The organism is Dorea sp. AM10-31, assembly GCF_003435815.1.
Taxonomy (GTDB): domain Bacteria; phylum Bacillota; class Clostridia; order Lachnospirales; family Lachnospiraceae; genus Dorea_D; species Dorea_D hominis.
On the sequence record NZ_QTUV01000004.1, the window covers coordinates 13,199 to 26,545 of the forward strand.

At 41.8% G+C, this 13,347-nt stretch carries 13 protein-coding genes and 2 pseudogenes; 13 read left to right on the forward strand and 2 right to left on the reverse strand.

Features of this window, described 5'->3' with window-relative positions:
* Nucleotides 1-124: 124 nt before the first annotated feature.
* The gene (locus DW125_RS07745; RefSeq protein WP_117537763.1) at nt 125-913 is read right to left on the reverse strand and encodes a triose-phosphate isomerase; all 789 of its coding nucleotides are present in this window, start codon (nt 911-913) and stop codon (nt 125-127) included.
* Nucleotides 914-1,215: 302 nt separating this feature from the next.
* Between DW125_RS07745 and pdxA the strand changes: the two genes are divergently transcribed.
* The 13 genes and pseudogenes from pdxA to DW125_RS07815 all read left to right on the forward strand — a co-directional run bounded on the left by pdxA (nt 1,216) and on the right by DW125_RS07815 (nt 12,000).
* Nucleotides 1,216-2,235, forward strand: coding sequence for a 4-hydroxythreonine-4-phosphate dehydrogenase PdxA (gene pdxA, locus DW125_RS07750; protein ID WP_021860154.1), 1,020 nt, complete (start codon nt 1,216-1,218; stop codon nt 2,233-2,235).
* The gene (locus DW125_RS07755) at nt 2,236-3,579 is read left to right on the forward strand and encodes a four-carbon acid sugar kinase family protein (protein ID WP_021860155.1); all 1,344 of its coding nucleotides are present in this window, start codon (nt 2,236-2,238) and stop codon (nt 3,577-3,579) included.
* A gap of 18 nt (nt 3,580-3,597) precedes the next feature.
* Complete coding sequence (locus DW125_RS07760) at nt 3,598-4,629, forward strand: 2-keto-3-deoxygluconate permease (RefSeq protein ID WP_117537764.1); 1,032 nt, start codon at nt 3,598-3,600, stop codon at nt 4,627-4,629.
* Between the two features lie 103 nt (nt 4,630-4,732).
* The gene (locus DW125_RS07765; RefSeq protein ID WP_117537765.1) at nt 4,733-5,233 is read left to right on the forward strand and encodes a YcxB family protein; all 501 of its coding nucleotides are present in this window, start codon (nt 4,733-4,735) and stop codon (nt 5,231-5,233) included.
* 138 nt (nt 5,234-5,371) lie between these two features.
* Nucleotides 5,372-6,133 (forward strand): DeoR/GlpR family DNA-binding transcription regulator, encoded by a 762-nt coding sequence (locus DW125_RS07770; protein ID WP_117537766.1) that lies wholly within the window; start codon nt 5,372-5,374, stop codon nt 6,131-6,133.
* 53 nt (nt 6,134-6,186) lie between these two features.
* The gene (locus DW125_RS07775; RefSeq protein WP_117537767.1) at nt 6,187-6,867 is read left to right on the forward strand and encodes a FadR/GntR family transcriptional regulator; all 681 of its coding nucleotides are present in this window, start codon (nt 6,187-6,189) and stop codon (nt 6,865-6,867) included.
* A gap of 232 nt (nt 6,868-7,099) precedes the next feature.
* A pseudogene (locus DW125_RS07785) lies at nt 7,100-7,312 on the forward strand (FAD-binding oxidoreductase); the annotation flags it as partial.
* 131 nt (nt 7,313-7,443) lie between these two features.
* Nucleotides 7,444-8,517 carry a M24 family metallopeptidase gene (locus DW125_RS07790; RefSeq protein WP_021860161.1) on the forward strand — a complete coding sequence of 358 codons (1,074 nt, stop codon included), beginning with the start codon at nt 7,444-7,446 and terminating at the stop codon, nt 8,515-8,517.
* A gap of 291 nt (nt 8,518-8,808) precedes the next feature.
* Nucleotides 8,809-9,336, forward strand: a pseudogene (locus DW125_RS14470) (N-acetylmuramoyl-L-alanine amidase family protein); the annotation flags it as partial.
* Between the two features lie 225 nt (nt 9,337-9,561).
* Complete coding sequence (locus DW125_RS14475; RefSeq protein ID WP_226977400.1) at nt 9,562-9,954, forward strand: SPOR domain-containing protein; 393 nt, start codon at nt 9,562-9,564, stop codon at nt 9,952-9,954.
* Between the two features lie 207 nt (nt 9,955-10,161).
* Nucleotides 10,162-10,428 (forward strand): hypothetical protein, encoded by a 267-nt coding sequence (locus DW125_RS07805; RefSeq protein WP_021860163.1) that lies wholly within the window; start codon nt 10,162-10,164, stop codon nt 10,426-10,428.
* A 330-nt stretch (nt 10,429-10,758) separates the two neighbouring features.
* On the forward strand, nt 10,759-11,223 hold the full coding sequence (locus DW125_RS07810) for a hypothetical protein (protein ID WP_147323697.1): 465 nt from the start codon (nt 10,759-10,761) through the stop codon (nt 11,221-11,223).
* 90 nt (nt 11,224-11,313) lie between these two features.
* The gene (locus DW125_RS07815; protein ID WP_021860165.1) at nt 11,314-12,000 is read left to right on the forward strand and encodes a sigma-70 domain-containing protein; all 687 of its coding nucleotides are present in this window, start codon (nt 11,314-11,316) and stop codon (nt 11,998-12,000) included.
* A gap of 19 nt (nt 12,001-12,019) precedes the next feature.
* Here the strand turns inward: DW125_RS07815 and DW125_RS07820 are convergent, their stop codons facing one another.
* Nucleotides 12,020-13,300, reverse strand: a complete 1,281-nt coding sequence (locus tag DW125_RS07820; RefSeq protein WP_021860166.1) for an HlyC/CorC family transporter — start codon at nt 13,298-13,300, stop codon at nt 12,020-12,022.
* Nucleotides 13,301-13,347: the final 47 nt, after the last annotated feature.

The window sequence follows — 13,347 nt, forward strand, 5'->3', positions numbered from 1 at the left end:
AGTCTGTATTGTGGATAAAAACTAATAGGGAAATAACAGCAGAAGCCCCGTTTCACACATACCGGTGAAACGGGGCTTCTTTTGGAATAGATAAATAATATGAGTAAGCAAACAGCAAAAGGACTTATGCCTGTGCTGCTTCGTAAGTAGCTTTTGCATCACGGATCAGTTTGTCAAACTTGTCTGCCTGCCATGCAGCACGTCCGGTAAATAATCCGTCAATAGATGGCTGAACAATGAGTTCATTGGCATTGCCGGGATTGACACTTCCACCGTACAGAACCGGAATGTCCTTAGAAGCATCACCGAAGATCTCCTGCAGACACTCTTTGATAACTTTGTGCATCTCTTCCGCGTAATCTGCGGAAGCAGGTGTTCCATTTACACCGATGGACCATACCGGCTCATAAGCAACCCAGATATTCGGAACCTGTGAAACCGGAACATCGTGGAAGCCGACCTTTAACTGTGTGCGGAGCACTTCTGCGCTGATACCGAAATTCTTCTCTTCAGCAGTCTCACCAATGCAGAGCAGAGTTGTGAAGCCATGATTCAGAGCGGCTTTTACTTTCTTATTCTCTTCAACGTCTGTCTCTCCGAATACATGACGTCTCTCGGAATGTCCGATCATTACAAGATCCAGCCCGAGTTCTTTTAACATAACCGGTGAAATCTCTCCGGTAAACTGACCTTCGTCTTCCCAACACATATTCTGTGCACCGATTTTTACATAATTGCGGTCTACTTTATTCACTGCACTTTCCAGTGTTGTATAGGAAGGAATGATGAACAGTTCAATCTCGTCACGGCTGATGTCCTTTGTATGTTCAACCAGTGACTGGAGATATTCTACAGTCTCCTTGATAGGCTTGTACATTTTCAGGTTACTTCCAAAGTATAACTTTTTCTTCATGTCATCCTCCTCGATTCTATATGAAAAATTGTTGGTTTCATTATACATCCGAAACGAAAAAAATGCAACAAAATCCATGACAAAAAAATAACAAAACGAAAAAACGAAAAAAACGAAAAAATAGGCGTAAACAATAGTAAATATTCACAAAAACTGTAATGCAAATGTGTTTGAATCTACTGAAATGATAAAAAGCTATTGAAAAACGAAAGCAAAAGTAATAAAATAAAACCAACAAATGAAAACAAAACAAAAATATAAAACATAAAACGAAAGTATTCAAAAACGAAAGGAAGAGAAAAATGAGCGAGAAATTCAGACCAGTTACAGCAATTACAATGGGAGATCCGGCAGGTATCGGACCAGAGATTGTAGTAGGAACTATGCTTTCAGAAGAGATTCATGAATGCTGCAAACCATTTGTGATCGGAAGTCAGGCAATCATGGAAAGAGCTGCAAAGGTTCTTGGAAAAGAATTAAAATACAACAAGATCACAGATCCTTCCGAAGCAAAATATGAATTTGGAACAATCGATATTCTGGAAACAGGAGATTACGATACAGACTCTATCGAGTGGGGAAAAGAGCAGAAGCTTGCAGGACAGATGGCAATCGACTGGGTTATGAAATCTATCGAACTTGGAATGGCTAAGAAAGTAGATGCAGTTTCTACATCTCCGATCCATAAAGGAGCGATCAAATTAGTAGGAGTAAAAGAGCCTGGACATACAGAGATTTATCAGCATCAGACAAATTCTCCATATGCGCTGACAATGTTCTCCTGCCATAAATTAAGAGTATTCTTTGTAAGCCGTCACATGTCATTGGTAGACGCTTGCCACTATGCAACAAAAGACGTAATCTTAGAGAACGTTATCAACATTGATAAAGAGCTTCGTAAAGTCGGAATCGAGAATCCACTGATCGCAGTTGCAGGATTAAATCCACACAACGGAGACAACGGATTATTCGGAACAGAAGAGCTTACAGATATCGGACCGGCCGTTGAAGCTGCAAAAGCAAAAGGAATCAATGCAATCGGACCTTGCCCGGCTGACTCTGTATTTAACATTGGTAAATCTGGTAAATTCGATGCAATCCTTTCTCTGTATCACGATCAGGGACACATTGCTTGTAAGACACTTGATTTCGAAAAATCTGTAACACTGACATTCGGACTTCCGTTTATCAGAAGTTCTGTAGATCACGGAACAGCATTTGATATCGCGGGAAAAGGAATCGCAGGATGTGTAAGTCTGATTGAATCTACGAAGGTTGTAGCTGAGTATGCTGCAAAACAGCACGAAAGAGAGGGTAAATAAATGCCATTAATCGGAGCAGTGGCAGATGATCTGACAGGAGCAACAACAACAGGTGTGCTCCTTGCAAGATCCAAAGCCAGAACAGCGGTATTTTTTAACGAAGAAGCAGCAGAGAAGACAGAAGGAATTGATGAACTGGATGCAATCCTGATCAGCAGTAACAGCCGTCCGCTTCCTGCAAATGAAGCTTATGATAAAGTAAAATCAGCAACGATCGCTCTGAAGAAAATGGGCGTTGAATATTTTTCAAAACGTATTGATACTACACTTCGCGGCGGTGTTGGTGTAGAAATCGATGCAATGCTGGATCAGATGAAAGAAGGTACAGTTGCAGTAGTAGTACCTGCTATGCCACAGTCCAGAAGAATCTTGGTTGGCGGATATTCCGTTATCGATGGTGTGGCTCTGATCAATACGCCGGTTGCACAGGATGTGCGTACTCCGGTAAAAGAAAATTATATTCCAAGATTACTGGAAGGCCAGACAAGAAGAAAAGTCGGTCTGGTTACATTAGATAAAGTTCTTGCAGGAGAAGAAGTCATTGAAGAAGCTCTTGCAGAACAGAAAAAAGCAGGATGTGAAGTGATTGTCGTAGACGGAATCACACTGGAAGATGTAGAAAACATTGCAAAGGCATGTATCAGCTTAAGATGGGATGTTGTTGCAGTAGATCCGGGACCGTTTACTTCAAAACTTGCATTTTATAGAGAACTGATCAGTGCCGAGGAACCGAATATTCCTCCGCAGGCTGATGAGGCAGGAAAGACAGTTCTGATCGCAGCAGGAAGCGCAACTCCGGTTACAAAAAAACAGATGGAAATCTTGTGTCAGGATCCTCGTCATGTGAGAGTTAGTGTAGAACCGCTTCCACTTATTGAGGGCGGTGATGTTGCCCTGGATGAAGTATTCAAAGCTGTAAACAAAGCGGCAGAACTTCTGGAATCTGACAATCAGCCAAGAGCGATCCTTTTTGAGACGGCTCTTCATGGAGAACTTCTGAATCTGGATGAAGAAGACAACAAGAGACACTACGCAGGTGGCATGAGCGCGAACAGAATCAATGCAGGTCTGGGTATGATTATTTCCCAGCTTCTGGAGAAAGTCGGAAAAGAGAAAGTCGCAGGACTTTACACAACCGGCGGGGACACTATGGTAAATGTATGCTACCAGCTTGGAGTAGAGTGTATCGAAGTTATGGATTATGTCATCCCACAGACAGATGTCGGACGCCTCGTAGGCAGTAAGTACAGCGGACTCCCGGTTGTCGGTAAAGGGGGACTTACCGGAAATGACAATACCGCATGTGATATTGTAAGCAGACTGTTCAGAGAATCTGCACGATAAGAGATAAGGAGAGAGAAAATGAGCAACGAAAAGACAAATGTTCAAAGTGAACGCAAAGATTACCCAATTCTTGAAAAAATGAAAAACCTTCCGGGTGGACTTGTAATCATCCCGCTGGTTATCGCAGTTGTAATTGCAACATTTATTCCACAGTTCTTCCAGATCGGTGGATATGTAACAGCATTGTTTTATGAAGGAAATGCCTGCATGATGGGATTTTTCCTGATTGTATGTGGATCTATGATCGACGTAAAACAGGTTGGTCTGCCTTTATATAAAGGTGTTGTTATGACTGGTGTTAAATTTTTACTTGGAGTTATCGTAGGAGTTGTAGTTGGTAAGCTTTGCGGACCACAGGGATTCTTAGGAATCGCACCATTCGTATTTATTGCAGCGATTACAAACTCTAACAGTTCTCTGTATATTTCATTATCTTCTCAGTTTGGTAATGCAACAGATACAGGAGCTGTATCCATCCTGGCATTAAATGACGGTCCGTTCTTCACATTGATCGCACTTGGAGCAACAGGACTTGCCAATATCCCGATCAACTCTCTGATCGCAGTTATCATTCCTCTGTTGATTGGATTTGTATGGGGTAACTTAGATAAAGGCTTCCGTAATGCTTGTAAAGCAGCACAGCCGATCGTAACTTTCTTCATGACAATCTCTATCGGAGCTAAGACAGATGTAAAGACAATCTTAAAAGCAGGAGCATCAGGAATTGTACTTGGACTGATTTCAGCAGCAACTGCAGTACTGTTCTTCTTCATTATCAACTTACTGCTTCCGAAGAAAGAGAGAAATGCTATGGGTGCTGCAATCGGTACAACAGCTCTGAACTCAGCTATGACACCGGCAGCTGTTGCAGAGGCAGATCCGACTCTGGCAGATTCTGTAAGTCTGGCAACAGCACAGTGTGCAACAGCATCTATTATTACACTGTTCCTGTGTCCGTTCATCACTGCTGCATTTGATAAATATATGCAGAAGAGACAGAAAGGTATCTACAGTCCGGAAGGATGGGCATACGAGAAAATGGCTCACTAAGAATTATTTACTGAAAAAAAGTCCTTTTGTATGGTATAATATAAAAGGGCTTTTTTGTTTTATACGCATTAAAAGAAAATATTTGCAGGAGGTTTTTGGTATCATGAATAAAATTACCGTTCGCATGACAAAAGAATATCTTTATGATTTCCTTTTGTTTCATGCTTATTCAAAATTCAGCGGATTTCTGATCAACATTCTTGGACTGGCAGTTGCCTTTATGGGAGTCATTATGTATACGACGAATCATACAGGAGTGACAGGTCTTGTTTTTTACCTGATCGCAGCAGTGATTTTCCTTGGCGGTACACCGTTGCAGCTTAAGATGCGTGCAGCAAAGCAAGTGGAAGTGAACCAGGAATATTGCAATCCTGTGGATTATACATTTTCAGATGAAGGTATTGTTGCAGAAAATGATGGAAATACAAAGAATTATAAATGGGATGAGATCGAGCGTGCAGTGGTAACGCCGAAGACGATAGGTATTTATTATGGAAAAGATAATGCAATAATCATTCCAAAAGTTGATTTTGGTGATCAGTTTGTACCGATTTTTACGATCATTGCAACGCAGCTTGGGCAGAGCAAAGTGCGTATGCACTAATGGCAATGCAGTCGTTGTTGTTATAGATTCTGCCGGAGAAAACTGCCAGTGGCAGAGTCATAAGATGATATGAAATATAAGAGGAAAAGTACAAGAAGAGAGCAAATGTTCTCGGTAATAAATTATAAGGTGATAGAAATGGAAGAACGCAGACAGGCAATATTACGAAAACTGGAAGAAAAAGGAAGTGTCAGAGTAGCAGAACTCAGTAAAGAACTGGGATGTTCAGAAGTGACGATCCGAAACGATATTAAAAATATGGATCAGGAAGGGCTTCTGAAACGTACCCATGGCGGGGCATTGCAGATTGACAGCAAGACGGTAAGAAAATATTCGGCAGAGAGTATTTACCGCAATGTAGAGCGTAAAAAACAGATCGCAGCCTGTGCCTACGCATTTATTGAGGACAGAGATACGATTATTATAGATGATGCATCAAGCAGTTTTTACCTGGCTGCTTATATCAAAGAACATCCGGAGAAAAGACTTGCCGTTGTAACAAATTCTCTGCTTGCGGGCAATGAGCTGGCTGGGGTAGATCATGTAGAACTTTATATGATTGGTGGACATGTAGGCGGACATCTGTCCGCAACAATGGGAGAAGCAGCACTTCAGAATATGGAACAGTTCCATGTAGATAAAGCATTTATTGGTGTGCACAGTATTAATTTTGATGTGGGACTGACGTCGATTGCGACACCGCAGATGCAGGTGAAACGTACGATACTGAAAGTTGCGGAACAGGTTTATGTACTTGCTGACAGCAGTAAATTCGGAGGCGGATACGTCTCTGTGATCTGCCCGATCCAGGATGTATATAAGATTATCACGGACAGTGATGTGAGCAGAGAGAACATTAAAAAAGCGCAGGAATCCAATATCTCTCTTGTGATTGCATAGAGGATATGTACAGGATTATATGGAGAAGAATGTAAGACCGGAAGGTGAAAAGTATGGCACGCGAAGAGAAGGCATATGCCAGGGTTATAGAAAAAGTAAAGAAAATGATTTTGTCCGGTGAATTAAAACCGGGTGAAAAGCTGCCACCGGAAAGGGAATTTGCAGAGAAACTGGAAGTCAGCCGTAATTCTGTGCGGGAAGCGATAAGGATTATGGATATGATGGGAATCATCAGCTCACAGCAAGGCTCCGGCAATTATGTTACCTGTGAATTTCAGAAGAGCATCACCGAGACGATGGCGATGATGTTTGCCATGGATCAGGTCAATGACAAACAGATCTCACAGGTACGATACTCTCTGGAAGTGCTTGCATTTACACTGGCTCTGGATCGTGTGAGGGAGGAGGATCTTGCAAAGATGGAAGAGTGCGTAGAGAAGCTGGATAAGAACGGTGACAGCAAAAACAATGCAACGCTTGATAAGATCATTCACTACACGCTTGCAAGAGCGTCCGGGAATCAGCTTCTGATTGATATTCTGGAAGCGTGCTCCGGTGTATTTGATATCTTTATTGAAGATATGCGATATGGGATTTTGAAAAACGAAAATCGAAAAACAGAATTAAACGAGTGTCACAGACATCTTGTGGATGCACTCAGAGAAGGTGACAGAGAGAAAGGACTTCAGGCACTTAAGTGGCATTTCGAGATGATCGATGAAGTACTTGGTTAAGAAAAGCTCTGTAGATTTTTGAAAGAGTTCTTTTAAGTAGACATGGTAAATAACCCAAATCTACTTAAGGGGACTCTTTTTATGTTATAACGATATGAAACAGTGTTCCAAAAGCTCCAATCTTTAAAACAGCGCATTATTGTCTGGTGGGAGATCTTTATGAGATACTGCCACAGTTGAGTCAGAAGATCGAAGCAAAGAAGGGAGCATAATCATGGGAAATTATAAAAAATCCGCAGAAGAGATTTCAACGATCATGAAATATGCATATGAGCAGGCAATTCCGGTTACACCGCGTGGATCCGGAACCGGTCTGGTAGGTTCTTCGGTAGCGATCAAGCATGATTTCTTCTATCCACCGGATCCGGGAGAAAAATCTGCAACGATCGGTGGAAATATCAGCACAAATGCAGGTGGTATGCGTGCCGTGAAATATGGTGTGACGATATTCTGAATCCGCACAAGATTGCGCAGATATAAAATTTTCGACTGCAGTTTAGACTAAAGTACTGGTTTGCGTGAACTAATTGTGATATGATTAAAAAAACGAAATTATACATTAGGAGGTATTTCGAAATGAACGAAAGAATTGACCGCGTATTGAAAAAAATGGAAGATAAAGGACTGTCTCAGTTATTAGTATCTGATCCGCTGAGTATCCGTTTCCTGACAGGAATCATGGTTAATCCGGGAGAGAGATTATACGCACTGCTTCTGAGAGCAAACGGAAAACATACTTTATTCTTAAACTACCTGTATTATGTATCAAACACAGGATTTGAAGAAGTATGGTTCAGCGATATGGACGACCAGATCGGTGTTCTGATGGAACACATTGATACAGAGAGTACACTTGGAATCGACAAGACATGGCCGGCTCGTTTCTTGATCCCGCTTCAGGAGCGCTGCCCGAAGATGAAAACAATCTGGGGATCTGATTGTGTAGATGATGTTCGTGCCTGCAAGAACGCAGAAGAGATCCAGATCATGAAAGAAGCTTCCATCATCAATGATAAAGTTATGGAGAGAGCTGCTGAGTATATCAAAGAAGGCATGACAGAGAAACAGGTTGCTGATTTCATTGATGCTGAGTATTTAAAAGAGGGGGCAAGCGGAGTAAGCTTTGATACAATCGTATGCTTCGGACCAAATGCTGCTGACCAGCATCACACACCAAGTGAGACACGTACATTAAAAGCCGGTGAATGTGTATTGATTGATATGGGATGTATCTGGAAAGGATACTGCTCAGATATGACAAGAACATTCTACTGCAAGAGTGTAGATGATGAGCAGGCTGCTATTCACGATCTTGTTCGTACGGCAGTTGAGAAAGCAGAAGCAGTAATCAAACCGGGTATGCGTTTCTGCGATATCGATGCACAGGCAAGAGATTTGATCGATGAGGCTGGATACAGCGAGTACTGGAGAATCCGTCTTGGACACTTCATCGGACAGGAAGATCACGAGTACGGTGATGTAAGCCCGATCAACAAGAATGTTGCTGAGCCGGGAATGATCTTCTCTATCGAGCCGGGAATCTACATCGAAGGCAAATACGGTGTCCGTGTAGAAGACCTTGTTCTTGTAACGGAAGACGGACATGAACTTCTGAACGCAGTAGATAAGAAATATCGTATTGTTGGATAATCAGGTTTCTATCTGAATTGTTTTAAATATGTAAGGTTCATCACGTTTATGGGATGATTGATTTAGAAAATGCTGGGACTGTTCAAGTTTCAGCATTTTCTTTACAGAAGCGCTGATGGGAGCAGATCTGATACTGATTCCGACAGTGAATACGAAAGCAGAGCCATCCGAGATACTTCTGGTGCTTTTCTTGATTAAGCTAAATATGGGATCAAAAAATGAATAACATTCGTACACATAAGCTGCCTTTTCGCATATTCTAAATAAGAAAAAATATGCAGGAGGCAGCTTATGCCATATTCAATTATGCTGGACGCGGGACACGGAGGAACCGATCCGGGTGCTGTTTATAATGGCAGAAGAGAAAAAGATGATACTCTGCGGCTTGTACTTGCAATCGGACAGATTCTGCAGAACCGCGGAGTAGATGTAGAATATACACGGACGACAGATATTTATGAGACACCGTTTCAGAAAGCAATGGAGGCAAATGAAGCAGGTGTCGATTATTTTGTTTCTATTCATCGCAACTCTTTTGAACAGGATAATATTGTATCCGGTGTAGAAAGCCTGGTTTACGATCTTTCCGGAATCAAATACAGGATGGCGGAAAATATCAATGCGAATCTCGAAACGGTAGGCTTTGTAAATCTGGGTGTGAAAGCAAGACCAAATCTTGTTGTTCTGAAACGGACAAAAATGCCGGCAGTTCTCGTTGAAGTCGGATTCCTTAATTCAAATACAGACAATCAGTTATTTGACGAGAATTTTGATGATATCGCACTTGCAATTGCAGATGGGATACTGGAAACGCTGGAAGAAGTGGCGAGAGAAAGTGCTGTGAACCAGACGGAAACCGGGCAGGAAATGTTGTCATCTGAGAGCGGTGAAAGCAGACAGAACGGAGCATATTTTGAGAATAGTGAAAATAAACAAAACGAGACATATTTTGAAGATAGAAATAAAGCATATGTGGAATATTCTGAAGATAATGTTTCAGATAAAATCGCTGGTGCTGCAGAAAATCCAGGAGTTTTACAGGATATGAGACAGGATCAAAGCGTAGAGTTATCCGGGAATACTGCTACATTGAACAATAATATAGAAACAACCAGAAACATTACAACGAACAACAGCGCAGAACCATCCGGAAATACAATTTCGGGCAACGTCATCTCAGACAACAGATTATCTGAGAAAGCCCGCCTGCCACGTCCGGGTGCTTACCGTGTACAGGTCGGTCTGTACCGCAATTGGGTATATGCACAGCGCCTGTTAGATGAACTTCTGGCGGCAGGCTATCCGGCATATCTGGATGAATCCGGTCCGTATATCCGCGTGCAGGTTGGTCCATTCATGACGCTTATGGAAGCTGTCCGTATGGAGAGAAAACTCCGCAGAGACGGGTACGATACACTTGTCATCCGGGGAAAATAAAATACCGATGCTCATAAAATTTCAGGCAGAGTTTTACAAGAGTTTAACATAAGATACTCCTTAGATTTTACGCTCTATACTTATAATGATACCAGAACCAGAGAACGAAAGCCACATGAGCGCCGCTCATAAGTGGCTGTAAATTCCAAGGATTCACAAAGATATAAGCATAATAGAGGTTTTGTTCCGGATGAGGAGGGAAAAGTTATGAACTTTATATGGGAAACGGTAAATAAATATGTCCCTGAAAATATGGCAGACGGTGTGTTCCTGACAACGTTGATCGTAGGCTGGTGCGTGCTGGTATTTGGTGTTGGAATGTTATTTTGCGTAATGGCAGCAGGATCTACATCGGCAGGATGCATTGTAAATGTAATGTGCATGGCACTTTATGCGGCAATCATCTTCGGATTGTTCGGAGGTATTTTCTATCTGTTCCGCCATCACAGACCGGGAGCCGGAAGTGCAAGATAGATTTTGTATTGGAAATCTTGCAGGAACTCGGTAATATCCCAGAAGCATTTCAGACCCGGATACAACCAGAAAAAGATTTACAGGCTTTAACAAAAGTTATAAAAAATAAGTTGAAAAGATGCTTTGTTGGTGTTAAACTCCTATAAAAGCATCTTTTTCTTTTGCGCTTTTGAAGCGTGTCTATTTATATCTAAAGTATCTGAAAGGAATTCATGCTTTTAAATTTCACGAATAACAGCAGGAGTCCTGAAGGTACTAAAAAGACCGCACAAATTTCTTGTGAAGGACTCACAAAAGAAATCAACAGTACTGGAAGGCTATACATATTTTGTGGAAAAGGTAAGAGAGAATCAAAGGCAGGAAATGAATCTGGAAGAAGCAGTGGACAGTGCGATAAAAGATTGCATAGATAATCATGTATTGGAAGACTTTTTCAAAAACAGAAGGGATGAAGTGAAGAAAATGACACATCTGGATTACACATGGGAAAAGCGGGAAAGATTAATACGCATGGAAGAGTATGCAGATGGAAAAGCGGAAGGAATGCGTGAGGGCGAAGCTGCTGGAATGCTGAAAGGCAAAGCCGCTGGAATACGTGAGGGCGAAGCTGTTGGCAAACTAAAAGGTAAGATAGATTCTCTGCTGGAAATTTTACAGGAACTCGGCGATGTTCCAGAAGCGCTTCAAACTCGAATTAAATCAGAAAAAGATTTACAGGTTTTGACAAGCTGGCTGAAAGCAGTGGCGAGAGCAGATTCTGTGGAAGAGTTTCAAGCGAAAGCAGGACTGCTATAATTACTATATTTTGACGCGCCACCGGCTTTTATGTTATTATTGATACGATTGATACACATATCAGGAAATAATATAAAAGCGGAGGCATATATGGCAGGTCGTTTAGAGTTTAAAGAAAAATTAGGTGATATATTAAAAGAAGCAGTTGCACAGGGCGGCGAGATGCAGAAAGAGGAAGTCGAGAAGTTTTTCTCAGAAGACGGACTTTCCGAAGAGCAGATTGATCTTGTGTGTGATTATCTGTTGTCTCAGAAAGTATCGGTTTATGGTTATCAGAAGAAGTCGGGCGTAGTGAGAATGGCGGAAGAGCCGACAAAACTCAGTACAGAAGAACAGGCATATCTCGTGGAATACCGCAGAAGTATCGAAGAGATACAGAAGAAAACGGCAAAAGAACCGATGGAAGAGAAGATGGCTTACTATCTTCCGAAGATCGTGGATGAAGCATTGAAAATGCATCGCGGTAATGTATTCCTTGGAGATATGATACAGGAAGGAAGTTTAAGTCTGGTACTCGCCCTTTCCCAGACAGAGGAAGAAGAGAAGATTATGGAAAAAGTACGGGCAGGAATCGATGTACTTCTGGAGTCACAGGATGAGACAACGAGAAGAGATCACCGCATGGTAGAGAAAGTCTCAGATCTGGATCAGGCGATCCGTGATATGACCGAGGAGAATGGAAGAAAAGTTGCAGTGGATGAAGTTGCAGATAAGCTTGGAATTACAGAAGCAGAGATCGCAGATATTCTGAAATTAGCAGGAGAAGAGGTGGAATAATCCACCTCTTAATTTTGCCCTAATCTTCTTCGCCCTCTTCTTCCGGCTGTGGTTCCGGCAAGTAAGCATGGACAGTTTCGATACGGTTTTTGTCTAGTTTTTCGACAATAAGACGGATACCATCTTCCGTTGTGATTGAATCTCCGACTTCCGGAAGACGATCCAGATGTTCGATGATAAATCCACCGAGGGAATCATAATCTTCTGAAGTAAGATCAAGATCCAGACGGTCATTTAAGTCATCCAGATTCGTGGAACCTTCAATCAGGTACTCCCGTTCGCCGACTTCCTGTACGAAATCTTCTTCATTTTCATCATATTCATCGTGGATTTCACCGACGATCTCCTCCAGAATGTCTTCAAGTGTAATCAGACCGGAAGTTTCGCCATACTCATCCAGAACGATGGCGATATTGAAAGAGGATTCTCGCATCTCAACGAGAAGTTCGGAAATATTCTTATACTCATAAGTGAAATATGCTTCTCTTAAAATATCACGGATATGAAATTCTTTCGTATTATCATATAAAAGAAGATCCTTCATATTGATTGTACCGATCACATTGTCGGTTGTATCTTCAAAAATCGGAAGTCTTGTAAATTTATCTTCTCGGAAAATCTCAATCAGTTCTTCGTAAGTCGATTCCACATCTGCAAATGTTACATGTACACGCGGTACCATAACATCTTTTGCCTTCGCATCTCCTAAATCAACCACGTTGTAGATCATTTCTTTCTCATCGGATTCAATAACTCCTTCCTCATGGCTGACATTTACAATGGTACGAAGTTCATTTTCAGTCATTGTACGATTCTTCGCATTTGGATCGATATGAAAAATAAGAAGAATCAAAGAGGACAGTCCATTGATGATGAAAATAACCGGTGTCATGACTTTCATGAGAAAGCTGATGACAGGTGAATAAAGCAGAGAAATCTTCTCCGCGTAAACAGTCGCAGTTGTCTTTGGCGTGATTTCTCCGAACAGAAGAATCAGCACTGTAATGATCGCACTTGCGACAGCGACCATAGATCCGCCCAGCTTGTAGGCAATAGTTGTTGCCAGAGAAGCGGCAGCCGTATTCACGATATTATTTCCAATGAGGATTGTACTTAGCAATTTGCTGGAATTTTCCGTGATACGAAGTACAGTCTTCGCGCGCTTATTGCCTTCTTCTTCCAATGTGCGCATGCGAATCTGACTTGCAGTTGTAAGAGCCGTTTCTGCGGAAGAAAAGAACCCCGACAGAAGCAGCAGAATTATCAGAATTATAAATTGTATGGCGTCATCCGAACCCAATTTAAATATCACTCCTTTTGGTTTGTATATGGCACTAATATAGCGCA

Excerpts from the sequence above, each read along its gene's own strand:
- DW125_RS07745 (WP_117537763.1), bottom strand. The coding sequence starts at position 913 with ATGAAGAAAAAGTTATACTTTGGAAGTAACCTGAAAATGTACAAGCCT.
- pdxA (WP_021860154.1), top strand. The coding sequence starts at position 1,216 with ATGAGCGAGAAATTCAGACCAGTTACAGCAATTACAATGGGAGATCCG.
- DW125_RS07755 (WP_021860155.1), top strand. The coding sequence starts at position 2,236 with ATGCCATTAATCGGAGCAGTGGCAGATGATCTGACAGGAGCAACAACA.
- DW125_RS07760 (WP_117537764.1), top strand. The coding sequence starts at position 3,598 with ATGAGCAACGAAAAGACAAATGTTCAAAGTGAACGCAAAGATTACCCA.
- DW125_RS07765 (WP_117537765.1), top strand. The coding sequence starts at position 4,733 with ATGAATAAAATTACCGTTCGCATGACAAAAGAATATCTTTATGATTTC.
- DW125_RS07770 (WP_117537766.1), top strand. The coding sequence starts at position 5,372 with ATGGAAGAACGCAGACAGGCAATATTACGAAAACTGGAAGAAAAAGGA.
- DW125_RS07775 (WP_117537767.1), top strand. The coding sequence starts at position 6,187 with ATGGCACGCGAAGAGAAGGCATATGCCAGGGTTATAGAAAAAGTAAAG.
- DW125_RS07790 (WP_021860161.1), top strand. The coding sequence starts at position 7,444 with ATGAACGAAAGAATTGACCGCGTATTGAAAAAAATGGAAGATAAAGGA.
- DW125_RS14475 (WP_226977400.1), top strand. The coding sequence starts at position 9,562 with ATGAGACAGGATCAAAGCGTAGAGTTATCCGGGAATACTGCTACATTG.
- DW125_RS07805 (WP_021860163.1), top strand. The coding sequence starts at position 10,162 with ATGAACTTTATATGGGAAACGGTAAATAAATATGTCCCTGAAAATATG.
- DW125_RS07815 (WP_021860165.1), top strand. The coding sequence starts at position 11,314 with ATGGCAGGTCGTTTAGAGTTTAAAGAAAAATTAGGTGATATATTAAAA.